Origin of the sequence: Staphylococcus sp. FSL W8-0304 (genome assembly GCF_038006565.1) — a bacterium.
Classification (GTDB): domain Bacteria; phylum Bacillota; class Bacilli; order Staphylococcales; family Staphylococcaceae; genus Staphylococcus; species Staphylococcus epidermidis.
The window spans coordinates 2,413,749-2,431,338 of sequence record NZ_JBBOVL010000001.1 but is presented as its reverse complement, the minus strand read 5'-3'; the positions used below and the strand labels follow the sequence as shown (position 1 = coordinate 2,431,338).

The following is a 17,590-nucleotide window of genomic DNA, read 5'->3' as shown; positions in this document are numbered from 1 at the left end:
CTATGATTATTTGAAAACATAAGTTACAATATATTCAAAAATATTTTTGAATGAGGTGTAATTATGATTCAGACTATTGTAACTGCTGCTATTCTGTATATTGCGACAGCAGTAGATTTATTAGTGATTTTGTTAATATTTTTTGCTAAAGCAAAGACTAAAAAGGAATATCGAGATATTTATATTGGTCAATATGTAGGATCTGTGACATTGATTGTCGTAAGTTTATTCTTTGCCTTTGTCTTAAATTATGTTCCTGAAAAATGGATATTAGGATTATTAGGGTTAATACCGATTTATTTAGGAATTAAAGTGGCTATTTATGATGATTGTGAAGGAGAAAAGAGAGCTAAAAAAGAATTGAATGAAAAAGGGTTGTCTAAATTAGTTGGTACGGTTGCAATTGTTACGATAGCAAGTTGTGGTGCTGATAATATTGGTTTATTTGTTCCGTATTTTGTGACATTAAGTGTTACTAATTTATTCATTACTTTGTTTGTCTTTTTAATTTTAATTTTCTTCTTGGTATTTACTGCACAAAAATTAGCTAATATTCCAGGAGTTGGAGAAATTGTTGAGAAATTTAGCCGTTGGATTATGGCTGTTATTTATATAGCTTTAGGTTTATTTATTATTATAGAAAATGACACTATTCAAACAATTTTAGGATTTATATTTTAATTTAGGGTGTGATTTCATATGAGTTATGAAAATGCTTGTGATGTGATCTGTGTACATGAGGATAAAGTTAACAATGCTTTAAGTTTTTTAGAAGATGATAAATCTAAGAAATTACTTAACATTTTAGAAAAAATTTGTGATGAGAAGAAATTGAAAATTATATTATCTTTGATTAAAGAAGATGAGTTGTGTGTTTGTGATATTTCTTTGATATTGAAAATGAGTGTTGCTTCAACTTCACATCATTTAAGACTTTTATATAAAAATGAGGTACTTGGTTTTTATAAAGAGGGAAAAATGGCATATTATTTTATTAAAGACGATGAAATAAGAGAATTTTTCTCTAAAAATCAGGAGGGTTTTTGAAGCGAGTTGAAAACGAGTTTCCTCTTGCTTTGATATTATACAGAAATAATACTAAAATAAAAAAATAAATGTAAGTGTGATTTATAAACACAAAAGTAGATGTTTAACATTTACAATTATAGTTTTCTTAAAGATAATGAACGTATCTACTGAAATGTACTACTCAAAATTGAGTATCCTTTAAATGACTGTATCCGCTAGATGTAGTCTTTTTAACTTGTCAAAACTTGACATTTCATAAAGTTACAAACAGACTTAAAAGTACGCTTGTAACCAGTACCTTAAAATAGGGAAGTGGTTTGATAAAAGAATAAAGGGTGCCCCAAATTAGGGGTGCCTTTTAATATCCTCAAATTTGGGTATATTGGTTTATACTCAGCTCAAAATTGAGCTCAGTAAAGCTATATATATATATTTAACTGGCTCAAATGTGAGCTCGTTAATTAATAATACAAATGCTGACGCACTAAGTCAGTGCATTAGAAAACGACTATATCCGTTCTCTAAATTCTGAAAAGCTGAATGTGGCTTGTCTAACTTATATATTTACGTTGTGAGAAATACAATTTTGAAGTATTTTAGTGCATGAGCTTACGTAACAATTTGTGACGTTAGCTACATAAGTATTCGATAAAGAGAGTAGGGAAACACGACGCCCTTTGTAATGTGGTCTAAGTGGGGAATAAACGAAATGCTTCCTTATTCATGGTGTCGTGAAACGCTACCCCATGTGTAGCAGCTTGCGACGTTAGTAAGTGAATACAGCAAACCGCTTCGATACATAGATACATTACCAATTTAGATATGTGTTATTACACGGGTGTAGTCCTAATTTAGGATTGCAGCATTTATCAGCTTGTTGATTTAGCGATATGGTTAAAGGTTTTGTGTTTTGTTGATCCCTTAAATAAATAGACAGATTACTAAATTGGAGTTTTTTAAATGAGCTCTTTAATGTTTAAAAAAAGAATTAAGTGGTATAGTTAACTAGTAATAACCTTTATATATTTAGCCAATGGCATTGGCTCGAGGTAGTTGCTAGTACTCATTCTGACCTTTTAGCATCTATAATTTTAATTATATTCTTGTTAGGAGTGGTAAAGATGAGCGATAGTGAAACTTTAAGACAAATATGCACGCCAATTTTACAAAACAGTATTAGTGATTGTTTTGAGTGCATAGCCTCTGCCTTTAGCTAAGTATATAAGGGATTAAAAATTCACACACTGCCAAGTTAAATATATCTTTTCAAACGTCACTTACGAGTGGCGTTTTTATTTTAAATAAGTGCTATGTGGCATCGGGAATAAGAAAATGAATATAAATTCGATTGTTAAAATCAATAAAATGCTTATTTAATTTATAGCAACATTATGATATATGTAAGAGTGAACAGAATTTTATTACATATTAAAAAGGTGGTTTTCGTGTGAGCATTAAAGAAATATGGAGATATTTAGTAAACAAGAAATGGAAAGCTGACGATGTATGTTATTTAGTATTTTACATATTCTTAGCAAGCATATTTACAACTCCTTTATTAGGTGTTCCTATAGGCGTATTAGTTTATTTGTACTTTAATGAAGAGCTGTTTAAGTAGTGTTCTTATTAAATAAATAACTTCTATATTAAATTCTACACCACTATAAGTGGCATTTTTGTAATTTAAGACGCTGAGAGACGCATTCTAAAGCATTGAGAGAATCGACTAACAATTTTACAGTTGAGATAGTTTATTAAACAAAAGAGGTAAACTATATTGAATATATACGATGCTATTCTATTAGGTATATTGTTTATAATCATATATTCTGTTATTAATACACTTTTATACAATATGAATTATAGAAGAATGAACCGTAATAAAAACTTGAATAGAAAAATGATAATGATTAATTTAATATTACATGGAGTAATTGCATTGTTCATGGTTAGTGTAGCTATATATTTATCTTACTTTAAATAAGGATAAAAAATAGTATATGTATGAAACATAGGCAAAAGCATTAAATAGTTAGCATACGGGCAAGTTAAATAAATCGTTTTTGTTTTGAATACGTTATTTAAAAATTAATAGCAATCTATAAAAAAGAAGTATCTATAAAACTCTAATATGACAACGTATATAAATAGTAGAAAATACATGTAAAAATTACATATCATCGAGTGGGAATAACAAAATAATCATTTTAAAAGCTAGAAACACTAAAACAAAAGTATTTCTAGCTTTTTTATGTGATATGGGTTTATAATTGCATATTTTAGTTTCGTTTTGAACATTTTAATAAGAGAATCAACTTTATTAAGAAATCGATTTGATAATGTTTTGTTCAAGCGCATTAAAAAAATCAAATGTATATAATAGAGATTGATTAATCATCGAACTAAATGACTCGCTTGCTACAATTTTTACTATTTAACTTTATTTAATTTAATAAATATTTTCTATTTTTCAAAAAATTCTCCTCAAAGGTATATTTTTTTGGTACTATGTATTTTATAGTTGTTTTCTAAAAAATCTGAAAATTTTAAATAAATGGGGGAATGTTTGATATGGATTTACTTATAGGTACTTTATTTTTAATTTTAGTTTTAGTTATTTTTACTCTATTTACATACAAGGCACCTAGTGGGATGAAAGCGATGGGTGCTTTAGCGAATGCGGCAATTGCTTCGTTCTTAGTTGAAGCTTTCAATAAATATGTGGGTGGACAAGTATTTGGTATTAAATTCTTAGAAGAATTAGGAGATGCTGCTGGAGGTTTAGGAGGTGTGGCTGCAGCTGGATTAACCGCATTAGCGATTGGCGTATCCCCAGTTTATGCACTTGTTATTGGGGCAGCTTGTGGAGGTATGGATTTATTACCAGGATTTTTCGCTGGGTATATTGTAGGTTATATGATGAAATATACAGAAAAATATGTGCCAGACGGTATTGATTTAATTGGTTCAATTGTTATACTTGCGCCCATTGCTCGATTAATTGCTACTGGATTGACGCCAGTAGTTAATAACACGTTAATTAAAATTGGGGATATTATACAAAGTAGTACTGACACTAACCCGTTGATTATGGGAATTGTATTGGGAGGTATTATTACAGTAGTAGGTACTGCTCCATTAAGTTCAATGGCTCTCACTGCATTGCTTGGTTTAACGGGTGTGCCTATGGCCATAGGTGCCATGGCCGCATTTAGTTCCGCGTTTATGAATAGTGCATTGTTCCATCGTTTGAAATTGGGAGACCGTAAATCAACCATTTCAGTTGGAATCGAACCGCTTTCTCAAGCTGATATTGTTTCCGCTAATCCTATTCCTATTTATGTCACTAATTTCTTTGGTGGGGCAATTGCCGGTATTATAATTGCATGGTCAGGTATGATTAATAATGCAACTGGCACTGCTACACCTATTGCAGGTTTTTTAGTGATGTTTGGTTTTAATAGTTTAACGAAAGTGATTATCTATGGTGTGGTTATGGCGATTATAGGAACTATTGCTGGTATTGTAGGGTCTATTGTTTTCAAAAAGTACCCCATTATTACTAAAAAGCAAATGTTAGAACGGGACACAACGACATAACTGAGTATACAATGATGAGCGCTAAGACTAGGCGATTTGAAAATTGATCAAATTCATAGATGATTTCACGATTATGTGAATACATAAAATGAACAGAATATTTTCTATTCAAAGTTGGAGAAAATATTTTTGTTAATATGTATGCGTGCAACTCTTAAATATTAGAAGAAATGTAGTTGAACAAAATAATATCACACCATTTATTTGACACTTGAGTATGAAAAATATACAGTTAGGCAAATTTAGTATGTTGAAGCATAAACGTTTTATAATAAAAGTGTTAAAAAAGTATTGAGAGGAGATGTAGATTATGAACGATTCAATTCAATTCGTAATACAATTTCTCAACTTTTTAAATAGTGTGCTAGTCAACGGTGAATCTAAAAAATAGAAAAGTAGCCACTCCATTGAGGAGTGGTTTTATTGTATTAATTTGCAATAATCCCGAAAATGATTAGTTTAAATTAATGAAAGTGTGTCTAAATGTATTAATAAATAAAAAAAAGGAGGAAATTATGAAGAATGTAAGCCCCTTTATTTACGTTAAGGACGTAGATAAATCTTTATGTTATTACAAAGATGTATTTAATGCTCAAACAGAAATACTTATGGGTAAAGATGGTCGAACTTATCATGCCCAACTTATTATTGGCGATGAAACGTTCGTTCATTTCTCCGATACGTTTCATAAGCATCCCGTTTCTAAAAATCCTCATCTTATTATTGAATGTGATTCATTAGAAGAGTTGGAGCGTGTCTATAAAAGATTAATTGATGATGGTGGTCATGCTAAAGTGAAACTCAATAAAACTTTTTTTAATGCCTATCATGCAGAGGTAAAAGACCATCTCAATGGTATCATTTGGGTATTTAATTACTTTTTAGATGAACATATATAATTGTAATATTTTAATCTTAGTTAGTTGGAAATTTATAATGATTCCAACTAGCTTTTTTTATTTAATAACGTTTATTCGATTTTTAAAAAATTGAGTATTGATAAAAGAAGGAACTTTCTATAGAATGTAAAACGTAATAATTACTATTTACAAAAGAGAGGGTTCTTGAAATGGCGAAAATACCTGTAACTGTATTAAGTGGATATTTAGGGTCGGGCAAAACGACATTGCTTAATCATATATTAAAAAATAGAGAAGGGCGTCGCATTGCTGTTATAGTCAATGATATGAGTGAAGTTAATATTGATAAGGATTTAGTAGCACAAGGTGGCGGCTTATCTAGAACAGATGAGAAATTAGTAGAACTTTCTAATGGATGTATATGTTGTACTTTAAGAGACGATTTGTTACGAGAAGTCGAGCGCTTAGTTCACAAAGGGGGTATCGACCAAATTGTCATTGAATCAACAGGGATATCTGAGCCTGTGCCGGTAGCTCAAACGTTCTCATACATAGATGAAGAATTAGGTATTGATTTAACCTCTATATGTCGATTAGATACAATGGTGACGGTTGTAGATGCGAATCGCTTTGTTAATGATATTCGTAGTGAAGATTTATTGGCAGACCGTGATGAAAGTGTTGATGATGAAGATGAGCGTACTATTGCTGACTTACTCATTGATCAAGTAGAATTTTGTGATGTGATGATTATCAATAAAATCGATTTGATTAGCGACGAAGCTTTAGAAAAATTAGAAAATGTATTACGTGCATTGCAACCCGAAGCTAAAATGATTAAAACAGTAAATGCTAAAGTGGAATTATCAGATGTACTTAATACGCAATTATTTGATTTTGAGAAGGCAAGTGAGTCAGCTGGGTGGATCAAAGAATTAACAGCTGGAGGACATGCGACACATACGCCGGAAACAGAAGAGTATGGGATTACATCATTTGCTTATACTAGACGATTACCATTTCATGCAAAAAGATTTCATCAATGGCTAGAACAAATGCCAGAAAATATTGTAAGAACAAAAGGGATTGTATGGCTAGCGCAGTATAATGATGTAGCGTGTTTATTATCACAGGCTGGTTCATCTTGTAATATTCACCCCGTTACATACTGGGTGGCAACAATGAGTGAGCGTCAGCAGGAAGCTATTTTGGAAGCACGTCAAGATGTAGCAGAAGATTGGGATATCGAATATGGAGATCGTCAAACGCAATTTGTAATTATTGGTACGGATTTAGATCAAGAAAAAATTTCCCGGGAATTAGATGCATGTTTAATTCGTAGTGATGAGATTGATGAAGATTGGCGATTGCTAGATAGTCCGTATCAGTGGACTTATGATCAAAGAATGTAGCTGATTGATTCATCATTTTAAAGGAAAATGTAATACGAATGAATATACTGTGCTGTTTCACGTGAAAAATAAAGTGGACAAGTGCCTCTGAATTTAGAGACGCTTGCCCACTTAAATAATGAAACCTAAAATATTAATATCGACGCATTTTTAAAATCAGTTATTAGTTGCAAAAAATTTCTACGGGCGAAGATGTGATATGACTCGTGCCTTACTATTTTGCAGTTGAAAATAACATTTAAACGATTGCAAATGGTGTGGTAAAGATAAGTAAGGCAAAAAAGTTAATAAAAAATAGGATGATGTTTAACGTCTTATTACCTTTAAACATTGCTATAATATTAATAATAATTGAGATAACAAAGATAATTGCTCCTGGGAAATACCAAAAGTTAAAGTCAGTGTTGTTATAGATGTTCGTAAACATGGTTGTAAAACATATAAAAATACTAATGAGCGTGACAATAATTGATAATAAGCTGGAAATTGAACCTTTCTTCATTTTGTCCATCCTTTCGATGTCGTTATTTACCAAATGAATCAATAGTCATCGTTGTTTTAATAAACGTGATGCCGTGTTTACCATTATAAGTAAAAATATATTCATTACAATAGTTTATTTTGAAAAGTTATCCAATAATGAAGAGAAGTAAATGTTGGGTGGTTAAAGGTGTTTAAGCGAGCTGAAAATAAATAGACATAAAAAACCACCATCGTAAAAGATGGTGGCTATGTAGAATGTAGACTATTTTTTGAATTTTTTAACGATGTCTACGATAGTTTTAACGACTTCGATGATAGTTGATACGATGCTCATGTTCATGACCTCCTTTCAAAAGGGAAATGTATTTAGAGATGGTTGTTGAATATTCAAAAGCTAACTTATAAAATACTTAACTTTTAAATATTATTTTTGAGTAAATTGATCAATTAAGCCTTTAACAATTTCAACAATTTTAGCGATTACATCTGCCATTTAAATGACCTCCCTTACTAATTTGTTATCTATAGTGTAACTGGAATTTGAATTAAATATGTGCATAGTCCCTAAATTAAAATATCAATGTCTTAAGTGAATGATTTATGTTTTTCACTCAACAGTGAGTTATTCCTAAGTGTTATTTTGTCTTTATACTGTTTACATAAGCTTTACAAAAGGATCTTTGAGTAATTAAGCTTTCAATAATCATTACTATATGATTAATTCAGTCTTATTTTGAGAAGCGTAACCATTGACACTCTTGCTCATTTAAAATATATTAATAGTATTATTCGAAAAGGTAATAACTAAGTCTTGCTTTAGCAATTTTAGGTTGAGTAACCTTGATTGATAGAGGGGAAAGAGTTCTTACTTTACTACAAAATGATATAGGCAGCTTATTTAAATAAAGTGTACGATTTATTTATACTCCGTAAGATTTATATACATATTGAGGATAAAAGTGCGAAACACTTGAGTTAAATTGAAGCCTACAATAGTTTAAATTCTTTCATTATGACATATATGAAAGGTTGGCTATTGTAGGCTTTTTGTTATGTTTTAAATATTTTTTGAGATGGAGGATACGCAATGTTAAGTTCAGAGTTTGTTTTGTTTATGTTTTTTATCACACTTGTCATTGCTATACTGAGTGGATTAATATTTTTGAATCATCAAGTACCCATTCAATATATTAAATTTCATATATATTTACTTGTTTTACCTATCATTGCGGGATTAAGTGGATTAATATTTTTCGGTGAAAGGGTGAATGTTGGACCTTTTGTAGTTGATCATCTTACTTGGTTGATGATGACATTTATTTTGACTTTAGGCTTTATCATTCAAAAGTTTTCTATGCGTTATTTAATTGGTGACATGCATTACCGTAAATATTTTCCGTTTCTTACACTAATTACTGCATTTGCTTCATTGGCATGGTTAAGTGGAGACTTAAGGTTAATGACCATGTTTTGGGGGGCAACATTATTTGTGTTAACACGTCTCATTAAAGTTAACAAATTATGGAAGGTACCTAGGGAAGCGGCAAGAATTTCAGCTTGGTCATTTACATTGGCATGGTTCTCGCTATTGATTGCTGTCATTTTATTGTATATCGCTACAGGAGATTGGTATATTCATTCGAATATGTCAGATGATAATGCAATCAATTATGGAATGCGTCTCTGTATCAATTTACTTATTGTTCTAGCAGTGATTATTCCGGCGGCACAATTTCCATTTCAAGGCTGGCTTATTGAATCTGTAGCTGCGCCTACGCCAGTTTCAGCTATTATGCACGCTGGTATTGTTAATGCTGGTGGCGTGATTCTTACACGCTTTTCTCCGGTATTTAATGACGAAATAGCCATTTCACTGTTATTAATTATTGCAAGCATTTCAGTATTGTTAGGTTCTGGAATCAGTCTTGTGCATGTTGATTACAAGAGACAACTTGTAGGTTCTACGATAAGTCAAATGGGTTTTATGTTAGTACAATGTGCGCTTGGAGCATATTCTGCGGCGATAGTACATTTAATATTGCATGGCGTGTTTAAAGCGACGTTATTTCTACAATCGGGTTCTGTTGTTAAAAGATTTAACATCCCTACGCCTCCATCTGTTAAAAAGTCATATGGATGGCTTGTATTTGGTCGTCTACTAGCTATTCTTATAGCGATAATATTTTGGTTGAATAGTGATAGACATGCCTATGATGTATTGAGCGCTCTTATATTAGCTTGGTCGTTAATGGTGTCATGGAATCAATTAGTTGCTTTTAGTCATGGACTCATCGGAAGAATTATCGGAATATGTATGATTATTGTTGTAGCACTTGTTTATATTATTACGCATCATTACTTCTTCACGACATTAAGTACTGTTGATATTTATATTGTTTCACCACCACTCATAAGTATTATTCTATCGATTGCTATTTTAGTTTTCGGCAGTATGTTAAGCATATGGGTAGCACGGCGAAGAGAATCAAAGGCATTTGCGAAGTTATACCTGTGGCTTATTAAAGTAGGAGAGGCTAAAACCCAATCTATAGAAAGTCATCCCTCATATTTAAAAAGATTTTAATAAAGGAGGATAGAAATTATGCTTCAATCAGATATCAATGAATTAGTTAATCAGGCTAAACGTGTGATTACCCCTTTATCGCCGATTTCAACATTTGCTGCACGTAATCCGTGGGAGGGGCTAGAAGATGCTTCGTTTGATCAAGTGGCACATTGGTTAAAAAGTATAGGGGATATTGACATTTATCCTAATGCGTCTTCCATTCACAGAGCGATTAGTAATAAAGAAATAGATTTAAAAGTATTTGAAGAACGGTTGGATGAAAATCGTGCGCATTATAATAATAGTTCACTATCTGACAGTGATATCAACACATATATTCAAAGAGCGAAAAATTTAAAAACGATTGAAGAAGGTTACTTTGATACAAAAGATAACGAGAAACTGGAAAAATGGGTGCAAACTTATTTTAAGGATTATAAGAAAAAAGATGATGTGATAGCGCAAAGTGCTAGTGTTTTCACAAAGGAAGGTACACGACTTATTGATGTTTTAGATGCTCATATGATTAAGTGGTCTAAATTATATGTTGATGACTTTCAATCAAGTTGGACCATGCCAAAAAGAGAAAAAGGGTTCTATCATGCTTGGCAACGTTTAGTTAAACATGATCCGCTATTCACAAAAAAACAACGACTTACTTTAGTACATCTGCCAAATCAAGCAACCGAAGCAATAGAGTACGCCTTTCAAGAATTAGGGGTAAAAGAAGAATATCGACAATCATATATTGAGAGTCATTTATTATCTTTACCAGGTTGGGCAGGAATCATGTATCATCGGTCACAGACACATAGTAATGATGATTACTTATTAACAGACTATGTTGCGATTCGTCTCTCAATTGAGATGGCACTTTTAAAGGACCACCATACAACCTTATTAAAAAAATCTATATATCTTCAAAAAAAGTTAGAGCAAATACGTTATTTGCTATTTAACATACAAATGAATGTTGAGCAGTGGTTAAATCTATCAACTAAAAAGCAACAAGCATACATTGAATTGGGGACACGATTCAGCCCGTTTTATTTTAAAAAGTTATGGTTAGATGCATGGGAAGAAACGCATGAACGTCGCTTGGTTGATGAAGTTTATCGTGTTCCAACCGAAGATACTAATCAAGCAAAAGCAAAAGTACAACTTGCGTTTTGTATTGATGTACGATCCGAACCGTTTAGAAGACATTTAGAAAGTGAAGGTCCTTTTGAAACAATAGGAATTGCTGGGTTCTTTGGTCTGCCAATTCAAAAAGAAGTACTTGATGAGCAATTTGCACATCCATCTTTACCAGTGATGGTAGAACCTGCATATCGTATTAAAGAATATGCTGATCAACATGAAATGAAAATTTATAATCAACAACAACATACACTTACATCTATGTTTTATAACTTTAAATTAATGAAAAACAACGTCTTGCCAAGTTTACTTTTACCAGAATTAAGTGGTCCTTTTTTAAGTATTGCGACTATAGCTAACACAATTTTTCCTAAAAAAGCACAACGTATTGTGCATCGATTCTCACAAAAATGGCTACGTAAACCAACAGGTAAGTTAACTATTCAGCGTGAGCAAGATGCGTATTCAAAACTACCTATCGGCTTTACTTTAGAGGAACAGATTCAATTTTCCAAAAAAGCATTACAATTAATGGACTTAACAGATGATTTTGCACCACTTATTGTTCTATGCGGACACGGTAGTGAATCACATAATAATCCCTATCATGCTTCATTAGAATGCGGTGCTTGCGGCGGTGCCTCGAGTGGATTCAATGCGAAATTATTAGCAGTAATGTGTAATCAAGAAAATGTTAGACGTGGATTAGTGATGGAAGGAATCCATATTCCAAGACATACAGTGTTTATAGCTGCTGAACATCAAACGTCAGTTGATGAGTTAAAGTATATTTATGTTCCACCATTAACTACAGAAGCTCAAAATGCCTTTGACGAACTTAAGCGTGTGATGCCAAAAGTAAGTTATAAAGCTAATTTAGAACGTTTGGCATCATTGCCAAATATAAAAAAAACTGACCAAAATCCTAAAGCTGAAGCGCATCGTCACGCTAGCGATTGGAGTGAGGTTCGTCCAGAATGGGGCCTAGCACGAAATGCTGAATTCATTATTGGGAAACGTCAAATCACCCAAAATAGTAACTTAGAGGGACGGGCATTTCTTCATAATTATGATTGGACAAAGGATGAAGACGGTGAGATTTTAAATACAATTATTTCTGGGCCGGCACTAGTAGCACAATGGATTAATTTACAATACTACGCCTCAACTGTGGCACCTCATTATTATGGAAGCGGTAGTAAAACAACGCAAACTGTGACAAGTGGTGTAGGTGTCATGCAAGGAAATGCTAGTGATTTAATGTATGGCTTACCATGGCAGTCAGTAATGCTGAATGATAAAGAGGCGTATCACACACCTATTAGGCTTTTAATTGTTATTCAAGCGCCAGATGCATATATTCAACGTTTGTTAAAACATCATGATCATTTTAGACAAAAGGTTGATCATCAATGGATAAGACTTGCTAGTATTGATGAAAATAATAGTTGGAAAGACTGGTAGAAAATACTCGGTGAGATTAACAATTAAAGATTCATTAGAAGAAATTAAGTTTTTTGATTATTTCAGTTTAATGTTAAACTATAAGTAATCAAGAAATAGGAGTCGCCCAGTTATGAAAAAGACGAGAGGTATTTATGAATCTGAAATTAGTAAAGCCATTACGCAATGGGAAAAAGATTTTTTAGGGAGAGGTTCTTTGTCTGTAAAAACAGACATTCTTCGTGATATGGTGATTGTTAGTTTACAAGGCATTTTGACACCTGCTGAATATCGCGTGTGTAAAACAAATGAAGGGCTTTTAAATATTAAACGTACACGTTCTGAACTTGTAGAGTCTGGTGAAGAGGACTTGAGTCGCATTATTAAAGATTTGACTGGACTTAATGTGAAAAGTTTTCATAGTGATTTAAGTACTATAACCGGTGAACGCGTAATGATTTTTAAGTTGGAAGATCGTTTTGATAAAGCATTACATAAGTAATAAATTATTTAACGGTACTATCTTTAATAGATAGTGCTGTTTTATTTTAAATGCAAAAAGTCATTAAAGAAGATGAATAGACGATAACCTATACCCATTAAATTTGGAATCATAATCATAGTAGCGATGAGTTTATCTGATTTAAAGCCAATGATACATAAAATAATTGGAACTATGTAAAGAATAAACAACCATACTAACAACGTATCAAAGTCTGGATGTAATGGAATAAAAAAACGAATTAAGGTAATAAGGAGCGCAATATAAATCAATATTTTTTTAGTAAACAATATGTCGCCTCCTCATTAAAATTATATTTTATGTTAAATCACATTATACATTATTGTATATGTAATGAGTATGATATTTTAAAGACATTTAAAGTATTCAAGTAAATGTTTGTTAAGTAAAATTAATGATAAAACACTGATATAGTGTAAAATGAGAAAGAATGATTATGTTTGAGGTGCGAAGACATATTTCGTATTCAAAAGAAGACAAAATAACTTAACTGAACCATATTAAAGAAATAGGTGTTGATATGAATTTTAAATATATGAATATAGCAAAAGGGATAATCCCAATTTTAATATGCATGATTATTCTTTTAAGCTTTATCGCTACTCATGTGCTAGCGCATAATCAGTGGTTGGGAATGGTTGATCTTAGCGTGCAAGAGTGGTTTAGTAAACAATTTGGGGATCCTAATAGAGTGTTTGGACATGGCTTCATCAACAACATAATGACGTTTTGCGCTACCTTTGGTGATGTTAAGACTATATTAATTGTGGCTATCCTTATTGCAGTGCTACTCATGTTTTACAAGAAGGTTCAACAAGCAATATGGCTAATCATAACGATGACTAGTGGCGCATTGATTAATTATTTAACTAAGCAAACGATTGAAAGGTCAAGGCCTGAGAATCATTTAAGTATTGATACAGGATGGTCTTTTCCTAGTGGGCATTCTAATATTAATACGTTATTCTTTTTAATGATTATGATCATTATTATCCCATTAATCCGACAGCGTGCTTTTAAATTTATAATCACAATTTTAAGTATTGTATTTTGGGTTAGCGTTTTAATAAGTAGACTGTATTTTCATGCACACTATTTTTCTGACGTTGTAGGAGGCGTAAGTTTAGCGATTATATGGGTATCGTTATTTATATTAGTGTCACCTTTACTAAATTTTTTTTGGCGGAAAAGTAAGTGAAAGTAGCTTGAAAAATTTTAAAATATCAATTTTTAGACGGTCTTGAGAGCGCAGGGAGTCTATTTTATATCAACATCTACATAAATAGGAGTGAATGTAAAAATGAAAGTTAAATCACCACAATCAATCTACTTAAAAGGACATCGTCAACAAGCTGTATTGTTATTACATTCTTTTACGGGAACTGTACGTGATGTAAAACATTTAGCACAACAGTTAAATGAAGAGGGGTTTACCTGTTACGTGCCTAGTTATCCAGGCCACGGTTTGCCGCTTAAGGAATTTACTAAACACAATATTAATGATTGGTGGGAACAAGTTACTTCAGCATATCAATTTTTAAGAAATGAAGGATATAGCAGAATTAATGTGACAGGCGTATCATTGGGTGGATTATTTACTTTAAGGTTGGCTGAACATTTTAATTTAGAACGTATAGCTGTGATGTCAGCCCCACATAAAAAGCGTGAAAGCGAGATTGCTTGGCGTCTTGAAAGGTATGGGCATCGAATGAATGAAATTTTGAGTTTGAGCGAAGAGGAGCGTCGTCACCAAATGGAAACCATCTTGTCCTATGATAAAGAAATTGAAGTATTTCAAGGTGTAATTGATGAAATTATGGCTTGTCTTGCAAATATTACAATACCAGTGAATATTATGTATGGCGATGAAGATGACCCATTATATGCTCAAAGTGCGCAATACATTTATGATAATGTAAATAGTCAAGATAAAGAACTTCTCAAATTTGAAAAAAGTGGTCATCTTATGACATACGGTGATTATGCATACAAAGTAGAACAATCTATTATCCAATTTTTCAGTAAATAAAGGAGTGTAGGAATATGAAACGTACATTTTTATTAACTTATACAACTGTATCAGGAAAAACATATACGGAATTTAAAACATTTGAAAATGGTCCTGATTACGATACATGTGTATCGCGAATCATAGATGAATTTGATGAATTGGCATACTTATATATTAAAAAAGATGTTGTACATTATATTAATGTTGATCACATTGAAAGTCTAGACATTGAAGAAGTGACAGAGGGACAACACATTACTTATGATTTTGAATAAAAATACAGCAACAATCCATAAATATCAAAAAATGTGTATTTCATTATTCTGACAATATATAGGTACATTGCACATAAAATAAACTCATGATAGAGTAGGACTTAAGCATTTTAACACTTTAGCGCTTTAAAGGGAGTTGGTAATTTGAGTGGTCATTCACAATGGAAAACGTCTACCGGTTTTATATTAGCTAGCGCAGGTTCTGCAATAGGGTTGGGTGCAATGTGGAAGTTCCCATATATGGCAGGTATATATGGCGGTGGCGCTTTTCTTTTAATGTTTTTAATTTTTACTATATTTGTAGGACTACCACTGTTAATTATGGAATTTACGGTAGGTAAAATGGGGCGTACATATACAACGCAAATATATAAGAAATTAACGGGAAAGAAATGGCTTAATATTATCGGGTGGAATGGTAATTTAGCCGTATTTATATTATTTGGTTTTTATAGTGTTATTGGTGGTTGGATTATTATATATATAGGTTATGTCATAGCACAAATCGCGATTTTTAAATCAAGTACGCTGACAAATATTCAATTTGAAACAATTATTAGTAATCCATGGTTGACTGTTTTAGGTCAAGGCATATTTATTTTGATAACAATGGTAATTGTTATGTTAGGTGTTGAAAAAGGTTTAGAAAAAGCTTCTAAAATAATGATGCCTCTATTATTTATCTTTTTAATTATTGTTGTAGCACAATCTTTAACTTTAGAAGGTGCTTTAGAAGGTGTACGTTATATACTGCAACCTCGAGTTGAAGATATGTCTATTCAAGGGGTACTATTTGCGTTAGGGCAATCGTTTTTTACGCTGTCTCTAGGTACAACCGGAATGATTACTTATGCAAGTTATGCCCCTAAAAATATGACGATAAAGTCTTCAGCACTTTCAATTGTCGTAATGAATATTTTAATTTCTGTCTTGGCTGGATTAGCTATATTTCCTGCGCTTAAAACATTTGGTTACCAACCTCAAGAAGGCCCTGGCTTATTATTTAAGGTCTTACCACTAGTGTTTAGCGAAATGACTTTTGGTACATTCTTTTACTTTATATTTTTACTATTATTCTTATTTGCGGCATTAACGTCTTCTATATCATTATTAGAGTTAAATGTATCTAATTTTACTAAAAATGATAATAGTAAAAGACAAAAAGTGGCAATCATAGGTAGTATACTTGTATTTATCATTAGTATCCCAGCAACATTATCTTTTAGTAGTCTAAGTCATTTGCGTTTTGGCGCTGGTACTATATTTGATAATATGGATTTTATTGTATCTAATATTCTTATGCCATTAGGGGCATTAGGAACAACATTGGTGGTTGGCCAATTACTAGATAAAAAATTATTAAAAGAAAGCTTTGGGAAAGACAAATTCAACCTATTTTTACCGTGGTATTATTTAATTAAGTTCGTCATGCCCATTGTCATTATTTTAGTATTTATAGTTCAATTATTTTAAATCATTGAGACGTTATTGATAAAACTAAAACAAACGGTCAATTCCATTTTTTAGTGGAGTTGACCGTTTTACTATATAAAGAATGTTATGTAGTTGATTCGAAATATCTAACACCATTAAACGAGCGAATGTTTAACTATGATCTTAAATTGTTTTCTTAAGCGGAAGATAATGAATGTTAAATAGAAGTGTCTATATTTTCTAAAGTAACATCTTGTTTTTGTAATTCATTCATTAACTTTTGCGACATAGTTGAATTAGTAATAATTACATTTTTGAACTCACAATTTTTGAATTTTACATCTTTAAATGTTGTTCCTTCAATTTCTACATTTTTGAAAGAAACGTTTTTAAAAATGATATCAGTCCATTTTACGCTACGAATGAGATTGCTATCGAACATTGCATTTTGGAATAAAGTACTATTAAATACGGATTGATCAAATGGTGTATTCACAAATGTTGAATCTTTAAATTGGTTTTTGTAAAAATGAACATCTTCGAAAATACAATTATTAAACCCGCACGTTGTAAATTTACAATTACAAATTGCTTCTATATTCTTAAAAATACCTTCATTAAAATTACAGTTTTTAAAACGACTTTTATTAACCTCTAATTCATCATACATAGAATTTCTAAAACTAGATGATGTGTAACGAAGATTCTTATAATTTTCATTGGTAAATACAGATAAAGATAAATCTTGTTTCGTCATAATTAAAGCAGCTCCTTATCATTTCTAGTGTATGTAATTCGATAACTTTTATCGATG

At 31.7% G+C, this 17,590-nt stretch carries 19 protein-coding genes; 13 read left to right on the top strand and 6 right to left on the bottom strand.

Translation table 11 applies throughout. The annotated features are described in order from the left end of the window. Positions 1 to 63 precede the first annotated feature (63 nt). The 3 genes from NST35_RS11570 to NST35_RS11560 all read left to right on the top strand — a co-directional run bounded on the left by NST35_RS11570 (position 64) and on the right by NST35_RS11560 (position 2,647). Positions 64 to 681, top strand: a complete 618-nt coding sequence (locus NST35_RS11570; RefSeq protein WP_002447710.1) for a CadD family cadmium resistance transporter — start codon at positions 64 to 66, stop codon at positions 679 to 681. Between the two features lie 18 nt (positions 682 to 699). Continuing rightward, positions 700 to 1,047 (top strand): ArsR/SmtB family transcription factor, encoded by a 348-nt coding sequence (locus NST35_RS11565; protein WP_002458593.1) that lies wholly within the window; start codon positions 700 to 702, stop codon positions 1,045 to 1,047. 1,429 nt (positions 1,048 to 2,476) lie between these two features. Continuing rightward, positions 2,477 to 2,647 carry a VraH family peptide resistance protein gene (locus NST35_RS11560; protein ID WP_002458592.1) on the top strand — a complete coding sequence of 57 codons (171 nt, stop codon included), beginning with the start codon at positions 2,477 to 2,479 and terminating at the stop codon, positions 2,645 to 2,647. Between the two features lie 928 nt (positions 2,648 to 3,575). Here the strand turns inward: NST35_RS11560 and NST35_RS11555 are convergent. Beyond that, a complete protein-coding gene (locus NST35_RS11555; RefSeq protein WP_371091744.1) occupies positions 3,576 to 3,692 on the bottom strand; it encodes a hypothetical protein in 117 nt (38 codons plus the stop codon). Between NST35_RS11555 and NST35_RS11550 the strand changes: the two genes are divergently transcribed. From NST35_RS11550 to NST35_RS11540, 3 genes are all read left to right on the top strand, one after another. Further along, complete coding sequence (locus tag NST35_RS11550; RefSeq protein WP_227532539.1) at positions 3,646 to 4,629, top strand: PTS sugar transporter subunit IIC; 984 nt, start codon at positions 3,646 to 3,648, stop codon at positions 4,627 to 4,629. The genes NST35_RS11555 and NST35_RS11550 overlap by 47 nt on opposite strands. Before the next feature lie 515 nt (positions 4,630 to 5,144). Next, positions 5,145 to 5,528 (top strand): VOC family protein, encoded by a 384-nt coding sequence (locus NST35_RS11545; protein ID WP_002447716.1) that lies wholly within the window; start codon positions 5,145 to 5,147, stop codon positions 5,526 to 5,528. Between the two features lie 170 nt (positions 5,529 to 5,698). Beyond that, the gene (locus tag NST35_RS11540; protein ID WP_002458590.1) at positions 5,699 to 6,901 is read left to right on the top strand and encodes a GTP-binding protein; all 1,203 of its coding nucleotides are present in this window, start codon (positions 5,699 to 5,701) and stop codon (positions 6,899 to 6,901) included. 238 nt (positions 6,902 to 7,139) lie between these two features. On the opposite strand, the gene NST35_RS11535 is transcribed toward NST35_RS11540, so the two are convergent. The 3 genes from NST35_RS11535 to NST35_RS12555 all read right to left on the bottom strand — a co-directional run bounded on the left by NST35_RS11535 (position 7,140) and on the right by NST35_RS12555 (position 7,877). After that, positions 7,140 to 7,403, bottom strand: coding sequence for a hypothetical protein (locus tag NST35_RS11535; protein ID WP_002486472.1), 264 nt, complete (start codon positions 7,401 to 7,403; stop codon positions 7,140 to 7,142). A gap of 243 nt (positions 7,404 to 7,646) precedes the next feature. Then, positions 7,647 to 7,718 carry a phenol-soluble modulin PSM-delta gene (locus NST35_RS11530; protein ID WP_087587975.1) on the bottom strand — a complete coding sequence of 24 codons (72 nt, stop codon included), beginning with the start codon at positions 7,716 to 7,718 and terminating at the stop codon, positions 7,647 to 7,649. Between the two features lie 90 nt (positions 7,719 to 7,808). Next, on the bottom strand, positions 7,809 to 7,877 hold the full coding sequence (locus tag NST35_RS12555; RefSeq protein WP_096824640.1) for an alpha-1/alpha-2 family phenol-soluble modulin: 69 nt from the start codon (positions 7,875 to 7,877) through the stop codon (positions 7,809 to 7,811). 594 nt (positions 7,878 to 8,471) lie between these two features. On the opposite strand from NST35_RS12555, the gene NST35_RS11525 reads away from it, so the two are divergent. From NST35_RS11525 to NST35_RS11515, 3 genes are all read left to right on the top strand, one after another. Continuing rightward, on the top strand, positions 8,472 to 9,968 hold the full coding sequence (locus tag NST35_RS11525) for an NADH dehydrogenase subunit 5 (protein ID WP_002458589.1): 1,497 nt from the start codon (positions 8,472 to 8,474) through the stop codon (positions 9,966 to 9,968). Positions 9,969 to 9,986: 18 nt separating this feature from the next. After that, positions 9,987 to 12,554, top strand: coding sequence for a DUF2309 domain-containing protein (locus NST35_RS11520; protein WP_002458588.1), 2,568 nt, complete (start codon positions 9,987 to 9,989; stop codon positions 12,552 to 12,554). Between the two features lie 112 nt (positions 12,555 to 12,666). Beyond that, a complete protein-coding gene (locus tag NST35_RS11515) occupies positions 12,667 to 13,035 on the top strand; it encodes a DUF2294 domain-containing protein (protein ID WP_002458587.1) in 369 nt (122 codons plus the stop codon). Positions 13,036 to 13,076: 41 nt separating this feature from the next. On the opposite strand, the gene NST35_RS11510 is transcribed toward NST35_RS11515, so the two are convergent. Further along, complete coding sequence (locus tag NST35_RS11510; RefSeq protein ID WP_002447720.1) at positions 13,077 to 13,325, bottom strand: hypothetical protein; 249 nt, start codon at positions 13,323 to 13,325, stop codon at positions 13,077 to 13,079. A 251-nt stretch (positions 13,326 to 13,576) separates the two neighbouring features. Between NST35_RS11510 and NST35_RS11505 the strand changes: the two genes are divergently transcribed. The 4 genes from NST35_RS11505 (at position 13,577) to NST35_RS11490 (ending at position 16,815) form a co-directional block, all read left to right on the top strand. Then, positions 13,577 to 14,254, top strand: a complete 678-nt coding sequence (locus tag NST35_RS11505; protein WP_002458586.1) for a phosphatase PAP2 family protein — start codon at positions 13,577 to 13,579, stop codon at positions 14,252 to 14,254. Positions 14,255 to 14,356: 102 nt separating this feature from the next. Next, positions 14,357 to 15,085 (top strand): alpha/beta hydrolase, encoded by a 729-nt coding sequence (locus NST35_RS11500; protein WP_002458585.1) that lies wholly within the window; start codon positions 14,357 to 14,359, stop codon positions 15,083 to 15,085. A 14-nt stretch (positions 15,086 to 15,099) separates the two neighbouring features. Continuing rightward, on the top strand, positions 15,100 to 15,342 hold the full coding sequence (locus NST35_RS11495) for a hypothetical protein (RefSeq protein WP_001829367.1): 243 nt from the start codon (positions 15,100 to 15,102) through the stop codon (positions 15,340 to 15,342). Positions 15,343 to 15,486: 144 nt separating this feature from the next. Beyond that, complete coding sequence (locus NST35_RS11490) at positions 15,487 to 16,815, top strand: sodium-dependent transporter (protein ID WP_002447723.1); 1,329 nt, start codon at positions 15,487 to 15,489, stop codon at positions 16,813 to 16,815. 178 nt (positions 16,816 to 16,993) lie between these two features. Here the strand turns inward: NST35_RS11490 and NST35_RS11485 are convergent, their stop codons facing one another. After that, entirely contained in the window at positions 16,994 to 17,533 is a 540-nt protein-coding gene (locus tag NST35_RS11485) for a pentapeptide repeat-containing protein (protein ID WP_002456835.1), read from the bottom strand. Between the last annotated feature and the right edge of the window lie 57 nt (positions 17,534 to 17,590).

Excerpts from the sequence above, each read along its gene's own strand:
- NST35_RS11570 (WP_002447710.1), top strand. The coding sequence starts at position 64 with ATGATTCAGACTATTGTAACTGCTGCTATTCTGTATATTGCGACAGCA.
- NST35_RS11565 (WP_002458593.1), top strand. The coding sequence starts at position 700 with ATGAGTTATGAAAATGCTTGTGATGTGATCTGTGTACATGAGGATAAA.
- NST35_RS11545 (WP_002447716.1), top strand. The coding sequence starts at position 5,145 with ATGAAGAATGTAAGCCCCTTTATTTACGTTAAGGACGTAGATAAATCT.
- NST35_RS11540 (WP_002458590.1), top strand. The coding sequence starts at position 5,699 with ATGGCGAAAATACCTGTAACTGTATTAAGTGGATATTTAGGGTCGGGC.
- NST35_RS11535 (WP_002486472.1), bottom strand. The coding sequence starts at position 7,403 with ATGAAGAAAGGTTCAATTTCCAGCTTATTATCAATTATTGTCACGCTC.
- NST35_RS11525 (WP_002458589.1), top strand. The coding sequence starts at position 8,472 with ATGTTAAGTTCAGAGTTTGTTTTGTTTATGTTTTTTATCACACTTGTC.
- NST35_RS11520 (WP_002458588.1), top strand. The coding sequence starts at position 9,987 with ATGCTTCAATCAGATATCAATGAATTAGTTAATCAGGCTAAACGTGTG.
- NST35_RS11515 (WP_002458587.1), top strand. The coding sequence starts at position 12,667 with ATGAAAAAGACGAGAGGTATTTATGAATCTGAAATTAGTAAAGCCATT.
- NST35_RS11505 (WP_002458586.1), top strand. The coding sequence starts at position 13,577 with ATGAATTTTAAATATATGAATATAGCAAAAGGGATAATCCCAATTTTA.
- NST35_RS11500 (WP_002458585.1), top strand. The coding sequence starts at position 14,357 with ATGAAAGTTAAATCACCACAATCAATCTACTTAAAAGGACATCGTCAA.
- NST35_RS11495 (WP_001829367.1), top strand. The coding sequence starts at position 15,100 with ATGAAACGTACATTTTTATTAACTTATACAACTGTATCAGGAAAAACA.
- NST35_RS11485 (WP_002456835.1), bottom strand. The coding sequence starts at position 17,533 with ATGACGAAACAAGATTTATCTTTATCTGTATTTACCAATGAAAATTAT.